Origin of the sequence: Tenacibaculum jejuense, from assembly GCF_900198195.1 — a bacterium.
Classification (GTDB): domain Bacteria; phylum Bacteroidota; class Bacteroidia; order Flavobacteriales; family Flavobacteriaceae; genus Polaribacter; species Polaribacter jejuensis.
Window position 1 is genome coordinate 1,606,476 of sequence record NZ_LT899436.1, and the last position, 26,352, is coordinate 1,632,827.

At 35.6% G+C, this 26,352-nt stretch carries 20 protein-coding genes; 16 read left to right on the top strand and 4 right to left on the bottom strand.

The genetic code is table 11. The features are described from left to right. Positions 1-92: 92 nt before the first annotated feature. The 15 genes from AQ1685_RS07320 to AQ1685_RS07370 all read left to right on the top strand — a co-directional run bounded on the left by AQ1685_RS07320 (position 93) and on the right by AQ1685_RS07370 (position 20,215). A complete protein-coding gene (locus tag AQ1685_RS07320) occupies positions 93-641 on the top strand; it encodes a Smr/MutS family protein (protein ID WP_095070820.1) in 549 nt (182 codons plus the stop codon). A 30-nt stretch (positions 642-671) separates the two neighbouring features. Next, a complete protein-coding gene (locus AQ1685_RS07325) occupies positions 672-1,805 on the top strand; it encodes a cysteine desulfurase family protein (protein ID WP_095070822.1) in 1,134 nt (377 codons plus the stop codon). A gap of 506 nt (positions 1,806-2,311) precedes the next feature. After that, positions 2,312-8,746: a Calx-beta domain-containing protein gene (locus AQ1685_RS07330; protein ID WP_157730143.1), complete on the top strand. Its 6,435-nt coding sequence runs from the start codon at positions 2,312-2,314 to the stop codon at positions 8,744-8,746. Positions 8,747-8,766: 20 nt separating this feature from the next. Next, positions 8,767-10,185, top strand: coding sequence for a Calx-beta domain-containing protein (locus tag AQ1685_RS07335; RefSeq protein ID WP_162288557.1), 1,419 nt, complete (start codon positions 8,767-8,769; stop codon positions 10,183-10,185). A gap of 134 nt (positions 10,186-10,319) precedes the next feature. Further along, entirely contained in the window at positions 10,320-10,478 is a 159-nt protein-coding gene (locus AQ1685_RS20325) for a hypothetical protein (protein WP_162288558.1), read from the top strand. Between the two features lie 501 nt (positions 10,479-10,979). Continuing rightward, the gene (locus AQ1685_RS07350) at positions 10,980-11,354 is read left to right on the top strand and encodes a Calx-beta domain-containing protein (RefSeq protein ID WP_157730144.1); all 375 of its coding nucleotides are present in this window, start codon (positions 10,980-10,982) and stop codon (positions 11,352-11,354) included. Positions 11,355-11,360: 6 nt separating this feature from the next. Beyond that, entirely contained in the window at positions 11,361-11,687 is a 327-nt protein-coding gene (locus AQ1685_RS07355) for a Calx-beta domain-containing protein (protein ID WP_157730145.1), read from the top strand. Positions 11,688-11,700: 13 nt separating this feature from the next. Continuing rightward, the gene (locus AQ1685_RS20330; protein WP_162288559.1) at positions 11,701-11,940 is read left to right on the top strand and encodes a hypothetical protein; all 240 of its coding nucleotides are present in this window, start codon (positions 11,701-11,703) and stop codon (positions 11,938-11,940) included. 2 nt (positions 11,941-11,942) lie between these two features. Continuing rightward, entirely contained in the window at positions 11,943-12,992 is a 1,050-nt protein-coding gene (locus AQ1685_RS20335; protein WP_162288560.1) for a Calx-beta domain-containing protein, read from the top strand. Positions 12,993-13,012: 20 nt separating this feature from the next. Further along, complete coding sequence (locus AQ1685_RS20340) at positions 13,013-13,318, top strand: Calx-beta domain-containing protein (RefSeq protein ID WP_162288561.1); 306 nt, start codon at positions 13,013-13,015, stop codon at positions 13,316-13,318. A 20-nt stretch (positions 13,319-13,338) separates the two neighbouring features. Next, positions 13,339-13,503 (top strand): hypothetical protein, encoded by a 165-nt coding sequence (locus tag AQ1685_RS20345; protein ID WP_162288562.1) that lies wholly within the window; start codon positions 13,339-13,341, stop codon positions 13,501-13,503. Between the two features lie 160 nt (positions 13,504-13,663). Continuing rightward, entirely contained in the window at positions 13,664-13,828 is a 165-nt protein-coding gene (locus AQ1685_RS20350) for a hypothetical protein (protein WP_394341873.1), read from the top strand. A gap of 80 nt (positions 13,829-13,908) precedes the next feature. Then, positions 13,909-17,088 (top strand): Calx-beta domain-containing protein, encoded by a 3,180-nt coding sequence (locus AQ1685_RS20355; protein ID WP_162288563.1) that lies wholly within the window; start codon positions 13,909-13,911, stop codon positions 17,086-17,088. Between the two features lie 54 nt (positions 17,089-17,142). Beyond that, positions 17,143-18,042, top strand: coding sequence for a PorP/SprF family type IX secretion system membrane protein (locus tag AQ1685_RS07365; protein ID WP_231970261.1), 900 nt, complete (start codon positions 17,143-17,145; stop codon positions 18,040-18,042). A gap of 10 nt (positions 18,043-18,052) precedes the next feature. Further along, complete coding sequence (locus AQ1685_RS07370) at positions 18,053-20,215, top strand: OmpA family protein (RefSeq protein ID WP_095070826.1); 2,163 nt, start codon at positions 18,053-18,055, stop codon at positions 20,213-20,215. Positions 20,216-20,270: 55 nt separating this feature from the next. Here AQ1685_RS07370 and AQ1685_RS07375 read toward each other — a convergent pair whose 3' ends face one another. From AQ1685_RS07375 to hglS, 4 genes are all read right to left on the bottom strand, one after another. Next, on the bottom strand, positions 20,271-20,723 hold the full coding sequence (locus AQ1685_RS07375; RefSeq protein ID WP_157730146.1) for a hypothetical protein: 453 nt from the start codon (positions 20,721-20,723) through the stop codon (positions 20,271-20,273). Positions 20,724-20,786: 63 nt separating this feature from the next. After that, the gene (locus AQ1685_RS07380) at positions 20,787-23,684 is read right to left on the bottom strand and encodes an FAD-binding and (Fe-S)-binding domain-containing protein (protein ID WP_095070830.1); all 2,898 of its coding nucleotides are present in this window, start codon (positions 23,682-23,684) and stop codon (positions 20,787-20,789) included. A gap of 170 nt (positions 23,685-23,854) precedes the next feature. Next, positions 23,855-24,313 (bottom strand): Lrp/AsnC family transcriptional regulator, encoded by a 459-nt coding sequence (locus AQ1685_RS07385; RefSeq protein WP_095070832.1) that lies wholly within the window; start codon positions 24,311-24,313, stop codon positions 23,855-23,857. 29 nt (positions 24,314-24,342) lie between these two features. Continuing rightward, positions 24,343-25,773, bottom strand: a complete 1,431-nt coding sequence (gene hglS / locus AQ1685_RS07390; protein ID WP_095070834.1) for a 2-oxoadipate dioxygenase/decarboxylase HglS — start codon at positions 25,771-25,773, stop codon at positions 24,343-24,345. Positions 25,774-26,078: 305 nt separating this feature from the next. Here hglS and AQ1685_RS07395 point away from each other — a divergent pair, with 305 nt between their 5' ends. Then, positions 26,079-26,237: a YqaE/Pmp3 family membrane protein gene (locus AQ1685_RS07395; protein ID WP_095070836.1), complete on the top strand. Its 159-nt coding sequence runs from the start codon at positions 26,079-26,081 to the stop codon at positions 26,235-26,237. Positions 26,238-26,352: the final 115 nt, after the last annotated feature.

A 26,352-nucleotide genomic window follows, 5' to 3' on the forward strand; every position in this document is an offset into this window, starting at 1 on the left:
TTTAAGGGGACTTTAAGTGTATTTTTGCTATTAATTATTCGGTACAAAAGTAATAAAGAGCTTCGCTTCTTGTTTTTAATTTAAGGTTAACTATGTGTTTAGAAATTGGTAATAAAGTAGCTGTTTTAGATGATGTTATAAAAGGTGTTGTAGTCAAGATTAATGACGATGCAGTTTTGGTTAGAACAGATGATGGAATGGAGATGACTTTTTTTTCTGCGGAGTTGGTAAAGATAGATGTAGAGCAAAATAGTATCTCAGGATATTCTAAAAATGACAATCGTTTCTTAAGGCAGAAAGAACTAGCTGATGAACATAAGAAGAAGAAAACTTCATTTATTAAAAGTAAAAATGAAGTTGTAATGGAAGTTGATTTGCATATAGAGAAGTTAGTGAAGTCTAGAAAAGGAATGGATAATTATGATATACTTTCTATTCAAATTGAAACTGCAAAAAGAAAAGTAGAATATTGTATACAAAAGAAGATTTCAAAAATTGTTTTTATTCATGGCGTAGGAGAAGGAGTGTTAAAGTCGGAGTTACATTATTTGTTGAATAGGTACCCTGTTAAGTTTTATGATGCGTCTTATCAGAAATATGGATTAGGTGCGACTGAGGTTTATGTGTATCAAAATCAATAAATCAGTATTTTTGCATATTATTTACTAAGTATGAAAAAAGTCTATTTTGATAATGCGGCCACCACACCTATTTTAAAAGAAGTGGTAGATGTTATGGCAAAATCTATGATAGAGAATTATGGGAATCCATCGTCTATTCATGAAGTAGGAAGAAAAGCTAAGGTTCAACTAGAAACAGCTAGAAAAAAGATGGCTAGTTTACTAAATGCAAATTCAAATGAGATTGTTTTTACTTCTGGTGGAACAGAAGGTAATAATCTAGTGTTAAGAAATGCAGTAGAAAATTTAAAAGTAAAAAGAATTATTACTTCTAAGATAGAACATCATGCAGTTTTAGATGTTCTGTTAGAATTAAAAAAAGAGTATGATTTTCAATTAGATTTTGTAGGCTTAAATGATAAAGGAGAAGTAGACTTAAATGATCTAATAGATAAATTATCGAGTACAGATAGTTTGACTTTAGTGAGTTTAATGTGGGTGAATAACGAATTAGGGAATATCTTGCCTGTTGAGAAAGTTGGCGAGATTTGTAAAAATCATAAAGCTCTTTTTCATACAGATGCTGTGCAGGCAGTAGGTCATTTTCAGATTGATCTTAAAGCAGTAAATGTTGATTTTTTAGTTGCAAGTGCTCATAAGTTTCATGGTCCTAATGGAGTGGGATTTGTGTTTGTTAAAAAAGACGTTACTGTAAAACCTATTATTCATGGAGGTGGACAAGAAAAAGGAAAACGTTCAGGAACAGAGGATATACATGCTGTTTTAGGTATGCAAAAAGCTTTAGAAATTAGTTTAACAGACTTGGGAGAAAAAGCTAAATTAATTTCAGGCGTTAAAGAATATTTTATAGGTCTACTTACAGATAATTTTCCTGATGTAAAATTCAACGGTTTATCAAGTATTCCAGAAAAATCTTCATATACCATATTAAATGTAAGATTTCCTATTGAAAACAAAATGTTATTATTCAATTTAGATTTAAATGGAGTTTTTGTTTCAGGAGGAAGTGCATGTCAAAGTGGAGCTTCAAAAAAATCTCATGTACTAAAAGAAATTTTAAATAATGAGGAAATATCGAAATCATCCGTTCGATTTTCTTTTAGTAAGTTTTCTGATAAAGAAGAGGTGGAATTTGTAATTGAAAAATTAAAAAAAGTGATTTAAGGCTTTTTGAGGTGTTTTTGTTGGTGTTCCTTTGTAATTGTATGAGTTTTGTTTTTTCGTTCCTTAGAAATCTTTTATTAAAGTCAATTAAATAGTTTTTTCTTATTTTTTGTTTGTTGATCATATTTTTTATCTATTTGTTTTTTGGTAGTCTAAAAAAAACAAAAAAATAAATTTATTTTTTTCTGTAAGGATGACAAGGGTTCAGAGTCTACATTAAAAAATAATTAATGAATTTTTGATACTAAATTGTGACTTTTTGATAAAAAAAGTTTCTAAAAAATATAAATGTGTGTTAAAAAAATATATATTTGCACACGAAATATGTTCCCCCCGCTATCAAGTTTTATAACTTGTATAAAGGGTCTTTACTTTGAGATTATAACACGGAGGGATATATTTAACTTCTCTGCATATTTTCATTATTAAGATTTTTTAGAGTTTATATAGTTGATAGCTAATTAAGAATATAGTTAAGTAAGTTTTCAAAAATAGAAGTTGTCAGCATGAGAAACTTTTACCCTTTAAAATCCCCAAAGGCATTAATTACGGTTGCTTTAATTGTAATATCTGCTTTTTTAAATCAAGTTTATTCTCAAGAGATAAACATCACCGGTCCAAATCAAACGGTAAATAATGGAGCCACATTTGTTGATAGTGGAGGTTCTACAGGTGATTATGGTTTCAATGAAAATAACAGTATTACTTTAACCGCTGCCACAGGAGGTACACTTATTGTAAATTTCACTAACTTTTCTGTAGAGTCTACAGGAGGAGGTGGGTGTTTTGATTTTTTACAAATCTTTAATGGAAATGCACCTATAGCAGCAAATAGAATTGGATTTTATTGTGATGGTTTCGCTCCAGGTACTATAACATCTACAGGATCACAATTACATTTTGTTTTTGATTCCGATAACGTTATAAATCAAGCTGGTTGGATAGCAGATATATATGTATCACCTGCAGATCCAGCTATTCCAAATCCTGATGGAGATGCTTTTAATAACTTAACAGATGCTGACGATGATAATGATGGTATTTTAGATACTTTAGAATTCGGAACTTGTTCGGGAACAGATACGAACTTAGACTGGAGTTCGTTTTATACTGCTGGCACAGCGGCTAATACAGGAGAAGATCCATTACAGAATCCGACTATAGATATCAATGGAGTAGGCTTAACGTTACAGAGAGAAGTAATAGGTGTTATAAATAATCAACAGTATCGAATACAAAATCTAACAGGTACTTTTGTTGGAGACGGTTATGTTTTAACCCAATCCTCCACTGCTTCGGCTGAATCTAGACATACCTTTATTTTTGATGAACCTGTATTTAATTTAGGTTTTACTTTATTTGATGTAGATACAGGACCAAACTTTACAGATAATATTGATTTAATATTCACGCTATCAGACGGTTCTATTCATACACTTAATGCAGCAGAATATACAACAAATGGTCAAACAGTTTCTGGGAATACAATTACAGGTACAGGATTAGACGGTAGTTTTGTTGTTAATGGCATTCAACAATGGGTTGTTCAATTAGAATTAAGATATAGAAATAGTGGAGGTTCACCAAGTGCTAATCAAGCCATGGCAATTGGAGATTTTTCTTTTTGTCAAACACAAGATACTGATAACGACGGAATTAAAGATTATTTAGATTTAGATTCTGATGGCGACGGATGTTTTGATGCATTAGAAGGTGGAGCAGGAATAACAACTGTTCAAGTTGATGGTAGTGGAAGAATTACTGGAGGTGTAGATGGTAGTGGTGTTCCTAATTTAGTTTCTGGTGGTCAGTCTGTTGGAACAGCTACTGATTTTGATACAAGAGATGCTCAGTGTGATGATGATGGAGACGGTGTTCCAAATGCTTCTGATGTGTGTAATGGTTTTGATGATAACCAGGATGCAGATTCAGACGGAATACCAGATAATTGTGATACAGATAACGATAACGATGGAATTACTGATGCTAATGAAGGATTAAATTGTGCTCCAGGTGCTTTAAATGTAGGAACAACTGGAAGTTTTCTAGGTGCGGCTGCAATTAATGATATTTACCCACATGATGGTGTTAATATAGATTTAGCAGCAACAACTACTAATGCAAATTTAACTCAGTTACAAGTACAGAATGCAACTACGCTAAGAGTTCAAGGAAATAATGCAGACGATGGAGCAGGAGATTCAGTAGTATACACTTTCACTTTTAGCCAACCAGTAACAAATGTTAATTTCAGATGGACTGGAATAGATCAAGGAGATAAAGTAACTGTAACATCTACAGGACCTTCTGGGGCTAATGATGTGTTTATGGCAGGTTTTGCAGATCCTGTTTTTAATACTATTAGTGATGACTACAATGGTTCAGGTGCAGGTGATCCAAATCCAAACGGAGTATTATTTGATATAGATAATAATGGAACAAATTCTCCTACAATTACTTCGTTTATTAGTGGAGGAAATGCTAATAATAGCTTTACAGATATATCTATAAATGGTGTTGTTTCTTCATTTCAAGTAACAACAAGAAAAGAAAGACAAGACGGTAATGTTGCTAATAATGGATCAGTTACATTTACGTTCACAAATTTTGAATACTGTACATTCGATGATGTAGATAACGACAATATTCCTAACCATTTAGATTCAGATTCAGACGGTGACGGTTGTTTTGATGTAGTTGAATCTGGAGGAGTTGATACTACTCCTGCTAATGGAATTTTAGACGGAACAGGTTTTAGTAGTACAGGTCAAGTTACTGGTGGTTCTGGTGGGTATAATGGATTGTCTGCTGGAGGTGGTGAGTTCATAGCCGTAGAAGCTTCTGTCGATGCAACTGCCTTAGTGGATCAAACTGTTGCAGAAGGAGCGAGTACTTCATTTACAATAACATCAGCTACTGCTTCAAGTGCTACAAGTTATAGTTCAGGAACACCAACTTATGGTACACCAGGAAATGCAAATGCAGGAATAAATTATCAATGGTTTATTGGAAATCCTAGTTCTGGAGGAACTGCTATAGCAGCTTCAGATCCAAATTATAGCGGAGAAAATACAGATATATTAAACATAGCTAATGTAACTGGTTTAAATAATACAGAGTACTTTTTAGTTGTTTCACACAATAATAATTTGTGTTTAGATATAGTAAATAGTGCTACTTTATTTGTTGGTGCTGATTCAGATAATGATTCAGTTTCTGATATAACAGATTTAGATGATGATAATGATGGTATTCTTGATACTGTAGAGTTAGCTTCTTGTTCAGGAAGTATTTCTTATGAGTATTATGATGGTACACCAGCAGGATTAACAGTAGATAACATTCCTACTACTAGTCCTGATGCTTCTGGAACTTTTAACTCTTTTGATGTAGATGCAATTATAGCTTCGATTGGAGCTGATAATAATTCTTACGGTTTAAGATTTAGAGGGTACTTAAATATAACAACAGCAGGAACTTATAATTTTTATTTAGCATCTGATGATGGTTCTAAATTATTTATTGATGGAGTAGAAGTAATTGATAATGATGGAGATCATGCAGTTGTAACTGTTTCAAATTCTTATTTCCTTGGTGTTGGACTACATGAAATTGTTGTACCGTTTTATGAAAATGGAGGTGGTGAATCTTTAGATTTAGATTATGAATTACCAGGTACTATTTCTAGACAAGATTTACCTTTTTCAGATTTATTTTGTTATTTAGATACTGATGGAGATGGAACTCCAAATCATTTAGATTTAGATTCTGATGGAGATGGTTGTCCAGATGCAAGAGAATCAGGAGGTGTAGATGAATCTCCTGCTGATGGTAGATTGGACGGAACTGGATTTAGTGGAACAGGTTTAGTAACTGGTGGATCAGGAGGTTACAACGGAGCTACAGGTAATGAAATAATAGCTACACAAATTACAGCTTTAGCAACAATAGCAAATCAAACAATACCTTCGGGAGGTTCATTAAATGTTGATGCGACTTCTACAGCAACAAATACGATTGTTTTTACTGGAGGAACACCAGATTACGGTTCAGGTACAGATTCTTCTACTCAGTTATTATATGAATTTCAAATTGATAGAGGCGATGGAGCTGGATTTGTAACAATTCAAGCAAATTCTAGTTCACCTACTTATTCACAAGGATCAGTTACAAATTTAGATGCAGGAACATACAGAGTAAATGTAACTCATTCACAAAATATTTGTTTAAATCAAACAATTTCTTTTACAGTTAATGTTCTTCCTATCATCAGCATCGGAGATGTAACAGTTGATGAAGGCGCAGGAACGGCAAGTGTACCAGTAAGTATTGATGTACCAAGTAGTGTGGATACCGTAGTTGAGATCACTACAGCAACAGGAACAGCAGGAACATCAGATTATACAACCACAACGACAACGGTAACGATTCCAGCAGGAAGTACTAGTGTTAATGTAAGTGTTCCAATTACAGACGATACAACTGATGAGCCAAATGAAACGTTCACTGTAAACGGAAATGTAACAAGTGGAAACACGAGCAATACAGATCCAAGTGGAACAGTAACGATTACAGATAACGATGGTACTCCAGTGGTTACTATCGGAGATGTAACCGTTGATGAAGGCGCAGGAACAGCAAGTGTACCCGTAAGTATTGATGTACCAAGTAGTGTGGATACGGTAGTTGAGATTACTACAGCCACAGGTACAGCAGGTACTTCAGATTATACAACAACAACGACAACAGTAACCATTCCAGCGGGAAGCACTAGCGTAACTGTTAGTATTCCAGTAACGGATGATGGTATCGATGAGCCAAGTGAGACCTTCACAGTAAACGGAAATGTAACAAGTGGAAACACGAGCAATACAGATCCAAGTGGAACAGTAACGATTACAGATAACGATGGTACTCCAGTGGTAAGCATTGGAAGCCCAACAGTTGATGAAGGCGCAGGAACAGCAAGTGTACCCGTAAGTATTGATGTACCAAGTAGTGTGGATACGGTAGTTGAGATCACTACAGCCACAGGTACAGCAGGTGCTTCAGATTATACGACAACAACGACAACAGTAACGATTCCAGCAGGAAGCACTAGTGTTAATGTAAGTATTCCAGTAACGGATGACGGTATCGATGAGCCAAATGAGACCTTCACAGTAAACGGAAATGTGACAAGTGGAAACACGAGCAACACAGATCCAAGTGGAACAGTAACGATTACAGATAACGATGGTACTCCAGTGGTTACTATCGGAGATGTAACAGTTGATGAAGGCGCAGGAACAGCAAGTGTACCGGTAAGTATTGATGTACCAAGTAGTGTGGATACGGTAGTTGAGATCACTACAGCCACAGGTACAGCAGGAACATCAGATTATACAACAACAACGACAACAGTAACGATTCCAGCAGGAAGTACAAGTGTAAATGTTAGTATCCCAGTTACAGACGATACAACTGATGAGCCAAATGAGACCTTTACAGTAAACGGAAATGTGACAAGTGGAAACACGAGCAATACAGATCCAAGTGGAACAGTAACGATTACAGATAACGATGGTACTCCAGTGGTTACTATCGGAGATGTAACAGTTGATGAAGGAGCAGGAACAGCAAGTGTACCAGTAAGTATTGATGTACCAAGTAGTGTAGATACGGTAGTTGAGATTACTACAGCCACAGGTACAGCAGGTACTTCAGATTATACAACAACAACGACAACAGTAATCATTCCAGCAGGAAGTACTAGTGTTAATGTAAGTATCCCAGTAACGGATGATGGTATTGATGAGCCAAATGAGACCTTCACAGTAAACGGAAATGTAACAAGTGGAAACACGTCAAACACAGATCCAAGTGGAACAGTAACGATTACAGATAACGATGGTACTCCAGTGGTATCTATCGGAGACGTAACTGTTGATGAAGGAGCAGGAACGGCAAGTGTACCAGTAAGTATTGATGTACCAAGTAGTGTGGATACGGTAGTTGAGATCACTACAGCCACAGGTACAGCAGGAACATCAGATTATACAACCACAACGACAACAGTAACGATTCCAGCAGGAAACACAAGTGTTAATGTAAATATTCCAATTACAGACGATACAACTGATGAGCCAAATGAGACCTTTACTGTAAACGGAAATGTAACAAGTGGAAACACGAGCAACACAGATCCAAGTGGAACAGTAACGATTACAGATAACGATGGTACTCCAGTGGTATCTATCGGAGATGTAACAGTTGATGAAGGAGCAGGAACGGCAAGTGTACCAGTAAGTATTGATGTACCAAGTAGTGTGGATACCGTAGTTGAGATCACTACAGCCACAGGTACAGCAGGAACATCAGATTATACAACAACAACGACAACAGTAACGATTCCAGCAGGAAGCACTAGCGTAAACGTTAGTATCCCAGTTACAGACGATACAACAGATGAGCCAAATGAGACCTTCACAGTAAACGGAAATGTAACAAGTGGAAACACGAGCAACACAGATCCAAGTGGAACAGTAACGATTACAGATAACGATGGTACTCCAGTGGTTACTATCGGAGATGTAACCGTTGATGAAGGCGCAGGAACAGCAAGTGTACCCGTAAGTATTGATGTACCAAGTAGTGTGGATACGGTAGTTGAGATTACTACAGCCACAGGTACAGCAGGTACTTCAGATTATACAACAACAACGACAACAGTAACCATTCCAGCGGGAAGCACTAGCGTAACTGTTAGTATTCCAGTAACGGATGATGGTATCGATGAGCCAAGTGAGACCTTCACAGTAAACGGAAATGTAACAAGTGGAAACACGAGCAATACAGATCCAAGTGGAACAGTAACGATTACAGATAACGATGGTACTCCAGTGGTAAGCATTGGAAGCCAACAGTTGATGAAGGCGCAGGAACAGCAAGTGTACCAGTAAGTATTGATGTACCAAGTAGTATGGATACGGTAGTTGAGATCACTACAGCCACAGGTACAGCAGGTGCTTCAGATTATACGACAACAACGACAACAGTAACGATTCCAGCAGGAAGCACTAGTGTTAATGTAAGTATTCCAGTAACGGATGACGGTATCGATGAGCCAAATGAGACCTTCACAGTAAACGGAAATGTGACAAGTGGAAACACGAGCAACACAGATCCAAGTGGAACAGTAACGATTACAGATAACGATGGTACTCCAGTGGTTACTATCGGAGATGTAACAGTTGATGAAGGCGCAGGAACAGCAAGTGTACCGGTAAGTATTGATGTACCAAGTAGTGTGGATACGGTAGTTGAGATCACTACAGCCACAGGTACAGCAGGAACATCAGATTATACAACAACAACGACAACAGTAACGATTCCAGCAGGAAGTACAAGTGTAAATGTTAGTATCCCAGTTACAGACGATACAACTGATGAGCCAAATGAGACCTTTACAGTAAACGGAAATGTGACAAGTGGAAACACGAGCAATACAGATCCAAGTGGAACAGTAACGATTACAGATAACGATGGTACTCCAGTGGTTACTATCGGAGATGTAACTGTTGATGAAGGCGCAGGAACGGCAAGTGTACCAGTAAGTATTGATGTACCAAGTAGTGTGGATACGGTAGTTGAGATCACTACAGCCACAGGTACAGCAGGAACATCAGATTATACAACAACAACGACAACGGTAACGATTCCAGCAGGAAGCACTAGCGTAAACGTTAGTATCCCAGTTACAGACGATACAACTGATGAGCCAAATGAAACGTTCACAGTAAACGGAAATGTAACAAGTGGAAACACGAGCAATACAGATCCAAGTGGAACAGTAACGATTACAGATAACGATGGTACTCCAGTAGTTACTATCGGAGATGTAACTGTTGATGAAGGAGCAGGAACGGCAAGTGTACCCGTAAGTATTGATGTACCAAGTAGTGTGGATACGGTAGTTGAGATTACTACAGCCACAGGTACAGCAGGAACTTCAGATTATACAACAACAACGACAACAGTAACGATTCCAGCAGGAAACACAAGTGTTAATGTAAATATTCCAATTACAGACGATACAACTGATGAGCCAAATGAAACGTTCACAGTAAACGGAAATGTAACAAGTGGAAACACGAGCAATACAGATCCAAGTGGAACAGTAACGATTACAGATAACGATGGTACTCCAGTGGTATCTATCGGAGATGTAACTGTTGATGAAGGAGCAGGAACGGCAAGTGTACCGGTAAGTATTGATGTACCAAGTAGTGTGGATACGGTAGTTGAGATCACTACAGCCACAGGTACAGCAGGTACTTCAGATTATACAACAACAACGACAACAGTAACGATTCCAGCAGGAACACAAGTGTTAATGTAAATATTCCAATTACAGACGATACAACTGATGAGCCAAATGAGACCTTTACTGTAAACGGAAATGTAACAAGTGGAAACACGAGCAATACAGATCCAAGTGGAACAGTAACGATTACAGATAACGATGGTACTCCAGTGATTACTATCGGAGATGTAACAGTTGATGAAGGAGCAGGAACGGCAAGTGTACCGGTAAGTATTGATGTACCAAGTAGTGTGGATACCGTAGTTGAGATCACTACAGCCACAGGTACAGCAGGTACTTCAGATTATACAACACAACGACAACAGTAACGATTCCAGCAGGAAGCACTAGCGTAAATGTTAGTATTCCAATTACAGACGATACAACTGATGAGCCAAATGAGACCTTCACAGTAAACGGAAATGTAACAAGTGGAAACACGAGCAATACAGATCCAAGTGGAACAGTAACGATTACAGATAACGATGGTACTCCAGTAGTTACTATCGGAGATGTAACTGTTGATGAAGGAGCAGGAACAGCAAGTGTACCCGTAAGTATTGATGTACCAAGTAGTGTGGATACGGTAGTTGAGATTACTACAGCCACAGGTACAGCAGGTACTTCAGATTATACAACAACAACGACAACAGTAACCATTCCAGCGGAAGCACTAGCGTAACTGTTAGTATTCCAGTAACGGATGATGGTATCGATGAGCCAAATGAGACCTTCACAGTAAACGGAAATGTAACAAGTGGAAACACGAGCAATACAGATCCAAGTGGAACAGTAACGATTACAGATAACGATGGTACTCCAGTGGTACATTGGAAGCAACAGTTGATGAAGGCGCAGGAACAGCAAGTGTACCAGTAAGTATTGATGTACCAAGTAGTGTGGATACGGTAGTTGAGATCACTACAGCCACAGGTACAGCAGGTGCTTCAGATTATACGACAACAACGACAACAGTAACGATTCCAGCAGGAAGTACTAGTGTTAATGTTAGTATCCCAGTTACAGACGATACAACTGATGAGCCAAATGAAACGTTCACAGTAAACGGAAATGTAACAAGTGGAAACACGAGCAATACAGATCCAAGTGGAACGGTAACGATTACAGATAACGATGGTACTCCAGTGGTTACTATCGGAGATGTAACTGTTGATGAAGGCGCAGGAACAGCAAGTGTACCGTAAGTATTGATGTACCAAGTAGTGTGGATACCGGTAGTTGAGATCACTACAGCCACAGGTACAGCAGGTACTTCAGATTATACAACCACAACGACAACAGTAACGATTCCAGCAGGAAGCACTAGCGTAAATGTTAGTATTCCAATTACAGACGATACAACTGATGAGCCAAGTGAGACCTTCACAGTAAACGGAAATGTAACAAGTGGAAACACGAGCAATACAGATCCAAGTGGAACAGTAACGATTACAGATAACGATGGTACTCCAGTGGTTACTATCGGAGATGTAACGTTGATGAAGGCGCAGGAACAGCAAGTGTACCGTAAGTATTGATGTACCAAGTAGTGTGGATACGGTAGTTGAGATTACTACAGCCACAGGTACAGCAGGTACTTCAGATTATACAACAACAACGACAACAGTAACGATTCCAGCAGGAAGCACTAGTGTTAATGTTAGTATTCCAGTAACGGATGATGGTATTGAGCCAGTAAGACTTGAGTGTAACAAGTGGAAACACGAGAAATGTAACAAGTGGAAACACGAGCAATACAGATCCAAGTGGAACAGTAACGATTACAGATAACGATGGTACTCCAGTGGTACTATCGGAGAGTAACAGTTGATGAAGGCGCAGGAACAGCAAGTGTACCAGTAAGTATTGATGTACCAAGTAGTGTGGATACGGTAGTTGAGATCACTACAGCCACAGGTACAGCAGGTGCTTCAGATTATACGACAACAACGACAACAGTAACGATTCCAGCAGGAAGCACTAGTGTTAATGTAAGTATTCCAGTAACGGATGACGGTATCGATGAGCCAAATGAGACCTTCACAGTAAACGGAAATGTGACAAGTGGAAACACGAGCAACACAGATCCAAGTGGAACAGTAACGATTACAGATAACGATGGTACTCCAGTGGTTACTATCGGAGATGTAACAGTTGATGAAGGCGCAGGAACAGCAAGTGTACCAGTAAGTATTGATGTACCAAGTAGTGTGGATACGGTAGTTGAGATCACTACAGCCACAGGTACAGCAGGAACATCAGATTATACAACAACAACGACAACAGTAACGATTCCAGCAGGAAGTACAAGTGTAAATGTTAGTATCCCAGTTACAGACGATACAACTGATGAGCCAAATGAGACCTTTACTGTAAACGGAAATGTAACAAGTGGAAACACGAGCAATACAGATCCAAGTGGAACAGTAACGATTACAGATAACGATGGTACTCCAGTGGTTACTATCGGAGATGTAACTGTTGATGAAGGCGCAGGAACGGCAAGTGTACCAGTAAGTATTGATGTACCAAGTAGTGTGGATACGGTAGTTGAGATCACTACAGCCACAGGTACAGCAGGAACATCAGATTATACAACAACAACGACAACGGTAACGATTCCAGCAGGAAGCACTAGCGTAAACGTTAGTATCCCAGTTACAGACGATACAACTGATGAGCCAAATGAAACGTTCACAGTAAACGGAAATGTAACAAGTGGAAACACGAGCAATACAGATCCAAGTGGAACAGTAACGATTACAGATAACGATGGTACTCCAGTAGTTACTATCGGAGATGTAACTGTTGATGAAGGAGCAGGAACGGCAAGTGTACCGTAAGTATTGATGTACCAAGTAGTGTGGATACGGTAGTTGAGATTACTACAGCCACAGGTACAGCAGGAACTTCAGATTATACAACAACAACGACAACAGTAACGATTCCAGCAGGAAACACAAGTGTTAATGTAAGTATTCCAATTACAGACGATACAACTGATGAGCCAAATGAAACGTTCACAGTAAACGGAAATGTAACAAGTGGAAACACGAGCAACACAGATCCAAGTGGAACAGTAACGATTACAGATAACGATGGTACTCCAGTGGTTACTATCGGAGATGTAACAGTTGATGAAGGCGCAGGAACGGCAAGTGTACCGTAAGTATTGATGTACCAAGTAGTGTGGATACGGTAGTTGAGATCACTACAGCCACAGGTACAGCAGGAACATCAGATTATACAACAACAACGACAACAGTAACGATTCCAGCAGGAAGCACAAGTGTTAATGTAAGTATTCCAGTAACGGATGAGGCATTGATGAGCCAAATGAGACCTTCACAGTAAACGGAAATGTAACAAGTGGAAACACGAGCAATACAGATCCAAGTGGAACAGTAACGATTACAGATAACGATGGTACTCCAGTGGTATCTATCGGAGAGTAACTGTTGATGAAGGAGCAGGAACGGCAAGTGTACCAGTAAGTATTGATGTACCAAGTAGTGTGGATACGGTAGTTGAGATCACTACAGCCACAGGTACAGCAGGAACATCAGATTATACAACAACAACGACAACAGTAACGATTCCAGCAGGAAGCACTAGCGTAAACGTTAGTATCCAGTTACAGACGATACAACTGATGAGCCAAATGAGACCTTTACTGTAAACGGAAATGTAACAAGTGGAAACACGAGCAACACAGATCCAAGTGGAACAGTAACGATTACAGATAACGATGGTACTCCAGTGGTATCTATCGGAGATGTAACAGTTGATGAAGGAGCAGGAACGGCAAGTGTACCAGTAAGTATTGATGTACCAAGTAGTGTGGATACGGTAGTTGAGATCACTACAGCCACAGGTACAGCAGGAACATCAGATTATACAACAACAACGACAACAGTAACGATTCCAGCAGGAAGCACTAGCGTAAACGTTAGTATCCCAGTTACAGACGATACAACTGATGAGCCAAATGAGACCTTTACTGTAAACGGAAATGTAACAAGTGGAAACACGAGCAATACAGATCCAAGTGGAACAGTAACGATTACAGATAACGATGGTACTCCAGTGGTTACTATCGGAGATGTAACAGTTGATGAAGGAGCAGGAACAGCAAGTGTACCCGTAAGTATTGATGTACCAAGTAGTGTGGATACGGTAGTTGAGATCACTACAGCCACAGGTACAGCAGGAACATCAGATTATACAACAACAACGACAACGGTAACGATTCCAGCAGGAAGTACTAGCATAAATGTTAGTATCCCAGTAACGGATGATACAACTGATGAGCCAAATGAGACCTTCACAGTAAACGGAAATGTAACAAGTGGAAACACGAGCAATACAGATCCAAGTGGAACAGTAACGATTACCGATAACGATGGTACTCCAGTGGTATCTATCGGAGATGTAACTGTTGATGAAGGAGCAGGAACGACAAGTGTACCAGTAAGTATTGATGTACCAAGTAGTGTTGATACAGTAATTACGATTGTTACTTCAGATGGAAGTGCAGATTCAGGAGATTATACAACGACAACGACAACAGTAACAATTCCAGCGGGAAGCACAAGTGTTAATGTAAGTATTCCAATTACAGATGATACTACAGCAGAACCAACAGAAACGTTTACAGTTAATGGTACTGTTACAAGCGGAAATACATCAAATACAGATCCAAGCGGAACGGTAACGATCTTAGACAATGATAGTAGTACAACTTTACCAGTAGTAGCTATCGGAGATGTAATAGTTGATGAAGATGCAGGAACTGCTACAGTACCAGTAAGTATTGATGTACCAAGTAGTGTTGATACAGTAATCACGATTGTTACTTCAGATGGAAGTGCAGATTCAGGAGATTATACAACGACAACGACAACAGTAACAATTCCAGTGGGAAGCACAAGTGTTAATGTAAGTATTCCAATTACAGATGATACGACTGACGAACCAGATGAAACGTTTACGGTTAATGGTACAGTTACAAGCGGAAATACATCAAATACAGATCCAAGCGGAACAGTAACGATCTTAGACAATGATAGTAGTACAACTTTACCAGTGGTTACTATCGGAGATGTAATAGTTGATGAAGATGCAGGAACTGCTACAGTACCAGTAAGTATTGATGTACCAAGTAGTGTTGATACAGTAATTACGATTGTTACTTCAGATGGAAGTGCAGATTCAGGAGATTATACAACGACAACGACAACAGTAACAATTCCAGCGGGAAGCACAAGTGTTAATGTAAGTATTCCAATTACAGATGATACTACAGCAGAACCAACAGAAACGTTTACAGTTAATGGTACTGTTACAAGCGGAAATACATCAAATACAGATCCAAGCGGAACGGTAACGATCTTAGACAATGATAGTAGTACAACTTTACCAGTAGTAGCTATCGGAGATGTAATAGTTGATGAAGATGCAGGAACTGCTACAGTACCAGTAAGTATTGATGTACCAAGTAGTGTTGATACAGTAATCACGATTGTTACTTCAGATGGAAGTGCAGATTCAGGAGATTATACAACGACAACGACAACAGTAACAATTCCAGTGGGAAGCACAAGTGTTAATGTAAGTATTCCAATTACAGATGATACGACTGACGAACCAGATGAAACGTTTACGGTTAATGGTACAGTTACAAGCGGAAATACATCAAACACAGATCCAAGCGGAACGGTAACGATCTTAGATAATGATCCAGATACACGTTTACCAGGTTCTTTAGATGACAGTGTAACTACTGATGAAGATGAAGAAATTGAAATAGATATACTTGGAAATGATACAGATGTTCCTTCTTCAGGTACTTTAACAGTAACAGACCCAGCGAATGGAACAGTAACTATTGATAACGGTGGTACACCAAATGATCCAAGCGATGATACGGTGACATATACACCAGATCCAGGATTTAGCGGTACAGATACATTCACTTATACAGTATGTGATGATCAAACACCACCAAATTGTTCAACAGCAACTGTAACGGTAGACGTATTACCAACACCAGATGCGAATCCAGATACAGCAACTACAGATGAAGACGAATCAGTAGAAATAGATGTATTAGGAAATGATACTGACGTTCCTTCTTCTGGTACTTTAACAGTAACAGATCCAGCAAATGGAACAGTAACTATTGACGATGGAGGTACGCCAGATGATCCTAGTGATGATACGGTGATATATACACCAGACGAAGATTTTAATGGTACAGATACATTCACATATACAATTTGTGATGATGCTATGCCACCAAACTGTGAAACAGTTACTGTAGTTGTAGATGTTAATCCTACACCAGATGCAGAAGATGATAATTCTGAGACGACAGGAGACGATCCAGTTATTATTGATATATTTGATAATGACAATGATGTACCAGATGATGGAACATTAACAATAGATAACGGTCCTGATAATGGTGATGTAACAATTGATGATGGAGGTACACCTAATGATCCTAGTGATGATACAGTAACATATACTCCAGATCCAGGATTTACAGGTACAGACACATTTACATATACAATATGTGATAGTGCTACACCACCAAATTGTTCAACAGCAACAGTTACTATAGAAGTTACTGATCCATGTTTAACAGTTTATAATGAATTTAGTCCAAATGGAGATGGAATAAATGATTACCTGAGAATTAGTTGTATTGATAATTTCACAAATAATACAGTTGAAATTTTCAACAGATGGGGTAACACAGTATACAAAGTACAAGGATATAGCAACGATGATCCTAGCAAGAGATTTGAAGGTATATCTAATGGTAGAGCAACCATTCAAACACTAGATAAATTACCTGTAGGTACATACTACTATGTAATAGATTTAGGAGATGGAAGTCCTATCAGAAAAGGTTGGATATATATTAATAGATAATAATAAAGTGTAAAGTAAATAATGAAGTCACTTTTATTAAAAAGAATAGTTTTAATGATTAGCATCTGTTTTGTAACAGATGCTATATCTCAGCAAGATCCCCATTACACACAGTACATGTTAAATACCATGTCTGTTAACCCGGCTTATGTTGGTTCTAAAGGTCATACAGTACTTACTGCTTTAGGAAGAACACAATGGGTTGGTTTTGAAGGAGCACCTGACACACAAAATTTAAGTTACGATTCTCCTATAGGATATAGTGGATTAGGAATTGGTATAAACCTTGTTAATGACAAGTTAGGACCATCTCATGAAACATATTTAGATGGTAACTTATCTTATACAATACGAACAGGAGAAGAAGGAAACCTAGCCTTTGGATTAAAGCTAGGAGGTAGGCTCTTAAATGTAGACTGGTCGCTTGGAAGATCAAGAGATGGCGATCCAACATTTGATCCATCAAATAATATTGTAAACAAGTTTTTACCAACTGTGGGAGCTGGTATTTACTATCACGAGCCAGATTGGTATATCGGTTTATCGGTACCAAACTTTTTGAGACAAGAACATTACGATGCAAATAATAGAGTAGCAGAAACGGCAGTAGAAAGATTACACTATTTCTTAATTGCAGGTTATGTTTTTGATTTAAATGAAAATATTAAATTTAAACCTGCAGCTTTAGCGAAGTTAGTTTTTGGGGCACCTTTATCTATTGATGTTTCTGCAAACTTTTTATTTTATGAAAAGTTTAGAGCAGGTGCAGCATGGAGATGGGATGATTCTGTTTCCTTTTTAGCTGGTTTTCAAGCCAGCGAATCATTGCACATAGGGTATGCATTTGATTTAACAACCTCAAATTATAATGTCGCTAACAGCGGAACTCACGAAGTATTATTACGTTACGAAATTTTTAAACAGGCTAGAATGAAATCCCCCAGATTTTTTTAAAGCTTAAATAATGAAAAAACAAACACTATCAACCACCTTAATTCTAACATTACTAACACTACCAATACTATCGCAAAGCAAAAGAGTTGCAGATAGATACTTTGAAGAATTTGCATATTTTAAAGCAGCTAAAATATACGAAGCAGTATATGAAAAAGGAGATACTTCAAAATATGTTTTAAAACGAATCGGGGATTCGTATTACAACAATTCAAGAACAGAGGAAGCTGAAATTTGGTATAGAAAATTAATTGAAAAAGCCAAGGAAACAGATCCAAATTATCTTTTTAAATATGCACAAGTATTAAAAAGTAATGGAGACACCAAGAAATCAGATTCTATTTATTTAGTGTTAAATAAAACGAATCCTGGAAAAGACAAGAAAAAATATATTGATAAAGAAGATCAATTTCAAGATTTTTTAAACGGTGGAAGAAAAAAGATTAGTGTAAGAAACTTAGCTACAAACACATCTTTTTCTGACTTTGGAGGTGTAATTTTCAATGATGAAATATATTATGCATCTGCTGCACCTAAAGGAATAAAAGGAGAAAAAGTATATCGCTGGAATAATCAACCATTTTTAAACTTATATAAATCTAAAGGATACATCCAAAAAGTAGAAGGAACAAAAGCTGATACTATTTATGGAGTAAATGATAGAACTATATTAACTTCACCTGTAAATACATCATTTCATGAATCTTCAGCTGTATTTACCAAAGATGGAAAATATATGTATTTCTCTAGAGTTAATTTTGATGGTAAGAAACTTCGTAAAGACAAAAAACAAACTGTTAATTTAAAATTATACAAAGCAGAAAATAATAATGGAAATTGGGAGAATGTAGAAGAGCTTCCTTTCAATAGTGACGATTATTCAGTAGGTCATCCTGCTTTAAGTCCTGATGAAAAGACATTATATTTTACTTCCGACATGCCTGGTTCTCTTGGAGCGACAGATATTTTTAAAGTAGAGATCAAAGAAGATGGCTACGGAGTACCTACTAATTTAGGTGAAAGTGTAAATACACCCGAAAGAGAAATGTTTCCTTTTGTTGCTGAAAATAATGTATTATTCTTCTCTTCTAATGGACATAGAGGTTTAGGACTTTTAGATATCTTCCAGACCAAAATCTATGAAGATGGAACATTCAGCAAAGTTGTAAATCTTGATTTTCCATTCAATAGTAAGAAAGATGATTTTTCATTTTATGTAGATAGTACAGGAAAAAAAGGTTTTTTCTCATCTAACAGGTCGAAAGGTAAAGGAGATGATGATATTTACAGTTTCTACATATCAGAGTTACCTAAACCGAAAGAATGTTTACAATCAATAACAGGAACTTTAACAGATAAAGTTACCAAAGCTCCAATTGCAAATGCAATTATTAAGTTGGTAGATAAAGCTACCGGAACTATAGTAAATGAAGCTTTAACAGATATTAATGGTAAATATAGTTTTGATAAAGTAGTCTGTGGAAATGATACATTATCTGTAATAGCAGAGCAAAGAGACTATAGGTCGGCTGCAAAAAAAGACTTTAATTTAACTAAGGAAAATGGTAAAATAATTACGATAGATCTTATGTTAGATCCGTTAATTGTAGGAAATCAAATCGTAATTAAGCCAATCTACTTCGATTTTAATAAATCATATATTAGAGACGATGCACAATATGAATTAGAAAATATTGTAGCTGTGATGAATAACCATCCAAAAATGATTATAAAAATTGAATCTCATACAGATAGTAGGGGAGGAAAACTGTATAACAGAAAATTATCTGATAGAAGAGCAAAATCGACAAGAGAGTTTTTAATCTCAAGGGGTATTGCTCCAAAAAGAGTTGAGAGTGCAATAGGATATGGTGAAGATCAATTGTTAAATCATTGTAATGATAAGAACAGTAAAAAATGTTCTGAAGAAGAACATCAATTAAATAGAAGATCTTATTTCTACATCGTTAGTGGAAAAAATGATATTACTGTAGAAAACAGCAAACCGCGAGTAATAGATAGAAAAGGGTATAAAGATCAAAAAGCTATAATGCAAAGGCTTAGAATGATTCGTAAACCTAAAAGTCGAGGAAAGTTATTTAAAAGACGTTCCAGAAGTGACAATAAATGTTACAGCGAAAAAGATAGTGAATGTAATAAGTTGTTAAAATAATCCCTAAATTATTTTAAGTAAAAAGCGAGAAAGGAAACTTTCTCGCTTTATTTTTTTAAGATGTTAAGATATTAGCAGATTTATAATTTTTATAATATTGCATCAAAATAAAAGAACACATTACAGAGGAAGCTATTCCTTCTATAGTCAATGCAAATACGACCATTTCTAGACTTAATTTTTTACCCCATAAAGATGAGTTTTCTAATACCGTAATAAAGCTGGGTTCTATAAATCCAACATAAACAATTAAGCCAATAATTGTTAAAGCAATTCCAATAACAGACGAACCAAAACCTACATAAAAATTATTAAAGTAGGAATCTTGCGCATTAAGATTAATATTTTGTTTTATAGCTCTATTTACGCCCCAAAAAACAAATAGAAAGTTTAAAAAACGAAGCTCAGAAACATTATCTAATCCTAGAATTTTCATTAAAAGAAAGAAAATGACAATGCAACTATATATTAAAAAACCATTCTTTAAGATAATTTTATTCGTATCCATACTTAAGAATTTTAAAGTTAGTTATTCTTAAATATACGAAATAAAATAATGATTTTCAATATTTTAGATTAATGCTTCTTTTAGTAAGGTGATTGGATGTTTCGCTATTTTACTAGTTCCGTCATATATTTGATGTCTACAACTTGTACCTGAAGCAGCTATTTCTGTGCCTTTAGAAGCATTTCTAACCTTTTTGAATAAAGTATCTTCACCAACTTGCATACTAACCTTATAATGCTCTTTTTCGTATCCAAATGAACCAGCCATACCACAACAACCTGTATTCATTATTCGAACAGTATAGTTTTCAGGAATATTAAGCATCGTAAAAATCGAATTTGTGGTTGATAAAGATTTTTGATGACAATGCCCGTGAATCTTAATTTCTTTGCTAGAAGAAGTAAATTGACTAGAAGTTATATTTCCTTTCTCAATTTCTTTCGAAAGAAACTCTTCAATAGTAAACGTATGTTTTGCAATTTCAGATGCTGCTTTTTTATCATCAGCTAATCGTAAATATTCATCTCTAAAAGTTAAAATAGCAGAAGGTTCAATTCCTATTAAAGGTTTGTTTTCTGAAACTTTATCTTTAAATAATTCAACATTTTTATTAGCGATAGTTTTAGCTTCTTTTAGAAAACCTTTTGAAATATAACTTCGTCCGCTTTCTTCATGATTTAAAACCTCAGCCTCATATCCTAAAGCGTTTAACACAGTTATTGAATCTTTTCCAATTTCAGTGTCGTAAAAATTGGTAAACTCATCGTTAAATAACAATACCGTTTTTTCGCTGTCTTTCTGATTCGTTTTTTTCAACCAAGCGTCTAAAGTTTGTTTAGCTAATTTCGGAACAGTTCTTTCTTGTGCAACTCCCATTACTTTTTTAGCTAAACTCGTATTGGTTAAGAAGTTTGTAATTGTAGGAAATTTGCTTCCTAACTTGTTATACTTTGCATTATTTGCAAATAATTTACTTCTGAAAGAATATCCGTTAGTTTCTTGATATTGATATAAAAACTCAGCTTTTAAAGAAGCAACATCAACATTACTAGGACATTCACTAGCACAAGCTTTACAACTCAAACATAAATCGAAAACAGTTTTTAACTCTTTATGATTAAATTTATTTACTTGATCTGAGTTTGTCAAAAACTCACGTAAAGCATTTGCTCTCGATCGAGTGGTATCTTTTTCGTCTTTTGTAGCTCTGTAACTCGGACAAAGAGTTCCGCCTGCTTCAGGAGATTTTCTACAATCACCAGAACCATTACATTTTTCCGCTAAACGTAAAATTCCTTCACTATCAGAAAAATCGAAAATGGTATTAATTTCAGGTTCATTTCGATCTACTTCATAACGTAAACTTTCATCCATTTTAAAAGCATCTGTTATCTTTCCTTTATTGAATACGTTATTCGGATCAAAAGCTTTTTTAATACGCTTTAAAAGTTGATAATTACGATCACCAATCATTAAAGGAATAAATTCGGCTCTTACAATTCCATCTCCATGTTCACCACTAAAAGAACCATTGTATTTCTTTACAAGTTCTGCCGTTTCCGTTGTTATTTTTCTAAATAAATCAACATCTTCCGCTTTTTTAAGATTCAAAATAGGTCTTAAATGCAATTCTCCAGCTCCGGCATGTGCATAATAAACAGCTTGTTGCTGGTATTTGTCCATAATTGCAGAAAATTCTTCAATATATTCAGGTAAATCATGTAAATCTACAGCAGTATCTTCAATACAAGCCACCGCTTTTTTATCACCAATCATATTACCCAATAATCCAAGTCCGGCTTTTCTTAAATCTAGAACTTTTTTAATATCATTACCAAATACCTTAGGATAATGATATCCGAAGTTATTGTCTTTTAAATCTTGAATTAATTTATCGGCTAACTCTTCAACTTTCTCTTTAGAATCAGCTTTAACTTCTAACATTAAAACAGCTTCAGGATCTCCTTGAATAAAAAATCTATTCTTAGTTTGTTCTCTATTATTTTTAGTACAATCTAAAATCACTTTATCCATCAATTCACAAGTGAATAAATTATGATTCATGGTTGTAATAGTAGCTTTTAAACTCTCATTTACACTAGTAAAATGTGGAGTTACCATAATGCTATGAGTAGGAGGAAGGTCATCTAATTGAATCGTAATAGCAGTCATAAACGCTAAAGTTCCTTCACTTCCTGAAAGAAATTTGGCTGTGTTAACAGTATCTTGTTCACCGCCAAATAAATTTGAAGTCAAAAACTCATCAACAGCATAACCTGTATTTCTTCTATGAATTGCAGCTTTCGGAAACTCTTTTAAAATTTCATCTTGAGTTTCTTTAGAGCTTAATTCAAAGAAAATTGACTTATATATTTTCCCTTCTAAATCATCTTGAGTTGTCTTTTTACGAAATTCTTGAGAGGAAATTTCAGAAAAAGTAGCTTTAGAGCCATCGGATAAAAGAGCATCGATAGCAATCACTTTATCTCTTGTTACACCATATCGAATAGAAGTACTTCCAGAAGAATTATTTCCTACCATACCACCAATCATACAACGGTTTGAAGTAGAAGTATTCGGACCAAAAAATAATCCGTAAGGCTTTAAAAAACGATTTAAATCGTCTCTAATGATTCCTGGTTCTACAGTAATGGTTTTATTTTTTTCATCAAACGCAAGAATATTCGTAAAGTGTTTCGAAACATCAACTATAATTCCATCACTAACACATTGTCCAGCTAACGAAGTACCAGCAGTTCTAGGAACTAAAGTAATATTATGCTGTACAGAAAAATCGATTAATATTTTTATGTCTTCAATAGTTTTAGGAAAAGCAACTGCTGTTGGTGTTTTTCTATATACCGAAGCATCTGTAGCATAAATACTTTTATGAAGATTATCAAATACGAGTTCTCCTGATAATTTTTCTGAAACAATTTGTAGTTGTTTGTCTAGTGTCATGATAAATAAGGAATTTACCTTTTAATAGTTGTGTTGTTTTCTATTGATTTTTGAATCAAAACCTCTAATTTACTACAATCTGATGATTCAAAAGATCAATTTCTCTTTAAAAACTATTTTACTGAGAATTTGGCAAAAAAAGTGTTGTTATTTCATAAAAAAAAAGACAATTATTGAATTACTGAGTTTCTTTTGAAACAAGTATCAAAACAAATGAAAGAGTCTGTACCTGCAACTCCATTAATTAAATGCACTTTGTCGTATAGAACTTTTTGTAAATGTTCATTATCACGAGTATAGGTAAGAATAAAAATAGCGTAACTACCAGAAACAAAGTTGCACTCAACAATTTCATCTATTTTTTCAAGTTCTCGCATTACTTCTTTAGCAAATCGAGCTTCTCTTAAACGAATACCAGTATACGATTTTGTTTTGTAACCTAGTTTTTTCTCATCGAGAACAAACTCAGCATTTTTAATTACTCCTTCGGCAGTTAACTTTTTAATACGTTGATGAATTAAAGAATTAGAAACATTCAATTCTTCAGCGATTTGAGAAAATGCTTTTCTGGCATCATCTCTAAGTTTAGATAAAATTTGTCGATCTATGTAGTCAAATTGATTTTCCAAGAGTATAATTTTATGTTTCTAATTATACATTAAGCATTAAGTTCAGCTAAACATTTCTGAATAGTTTCATCTTGCATATCTTCATACCATTTCATTAATTCGTATACAGGAGCTCCTAAATCTTTTTCAAATAATAATTGATTCGAAGTTCCTTCGTAATTACGTTTAGCATCATCTGTTCCTAAGTTTGAAGCAAAAATTCCTGCTGCACTTACAGGTAAGAAATCCTCGTAAACCATCGGTTCTATTTTTAAATAGCCGTCATCTAATAGTTGAGGAACATCTTCCTTCCTAAATAAACGATCTTTAGAAATATTTTTAGCTTTTTCAGTGGTAAAATAATGGAAATAGGCTAATTTTTCTGAATGTAATTCAGCATAATTATCTGGAAAAACTGTAAAATTTTCTTGTAGTAATTTGTTGTATTCAGCTGCATTTTCAGCATTTGGAGAACCTCCAATTGCTTTTCGTGTTTTACCAAGTAATTCATTATATAAGTCTAACCCTTTCTGAGTTAAAGCGACTCCACGTTGTTCAATTTCCCCAAAACGAGCTTTATGTTCACCCATTTTTCCGTTTCCGTTATCATTTTTAAAAGTAACCTTTTCAGTTAGTGCTTTAAAACTTGTTTGACGTAATAGGACAGGACATTTTCTAGTTGGCGGACCTTCAATATTATCTTTCGGTGGAATATGACGAGCTTCCATATTTGCTTGTACTTTATCTATATCTAAACTTCTTGGAGTTAGATGGTTGATATGCGGACCTTTAAATGCAACTACATCTGCAATTAAACGATGCTGTTTTAGTAAAGCTTCATACATTTCATAATCTACAGTAGCCGTGTCATGCCATCTAAAAGTTTCTAAAGCTTCTTGAACAAATATTTCGGCATCTTCTTTGTTTAATCCGCCTTGTTTTTCAGATTTCTCAATGAGCTCTAAAGCTTTCTGTGTAAAGATTTGACGATCTTCTAAAATAGTTTCCACACGTTCACGTAAATTATTATCATCAATTAAATCTAAACGCAATAAAGAAGTGAAAACTCTGAAGGGAGCTTGATTTAAAGCTGTGTTTTCAATCGCTCTAAAAGCTGTAGAATGTACAGGAACGCCAGCTGTAGCTAAGTCGTAATATCCAACAGGAAACATCCCCATAACTTTAAATAAACGTCGCATCGTAAATAATTCGTACGGTTTCCCTAAACGAATAGCACCATGGCGTTCCATGTTTAGTCGAGTAATTTCTCCTGTATTGGCAAGTTGTTCTTTAATTGCAGCAGATTCAGAAAGCACAGTATCGTTAATATCATGAACTAAATCTAGTAAATCTCCGTACAGTGGAACTTCATTCTTATACATGTCAGACATGATTGAAGCAAAACGGTTACGAATATATTCTGGCGAAACAAATGCTTTTGTATCTAAATTAGAATTATCTACACTATTTTTTGATGACATAACGAATCGATTTTTATTACAAAATAAATAAATTTAATCTCTATTTTAGTTTATAAAAGTGAAATTTACTTTTAAATTAGGTTTTTTGAGTTATATTAACTTTTTAGATGTCTTTTTTGAAACAGAAAAAACAATTTTAATTTTAAAATAGCTTTTTTAAAATCAAATTGACTTTACTTTGATGAAGAACCTATAGGTTTTATGTTTGACTGCTTGAAAAAGAATGAATTTTAGTAGGTATTCATATAAACTGTGTAACAAATCAGAAATAAAATCGTCTTTTAAATAAAAATGCGATTTTCTACATGAATATATTAAGAGTTTTATTGGCTATTGTATTTCCTCCACTTTCAATTATAGATAAAGGTTGTGGATCATTTATTATCATTTTCCTGTTAACACTTTGCGGTTGGATTCCTGGTGTAATTGGTGCTTTAGTAATTCTGAACAATCCAAACAGATAATTTTTATTGTACCGTTTAAGTATTAATTTTTTCTTAAAATTTAGTTTCATTTAGGTATTCGATTAAAGTTCAAAGTATTGGTCATTATCTTTGTTACATACACCGAATACTTCAA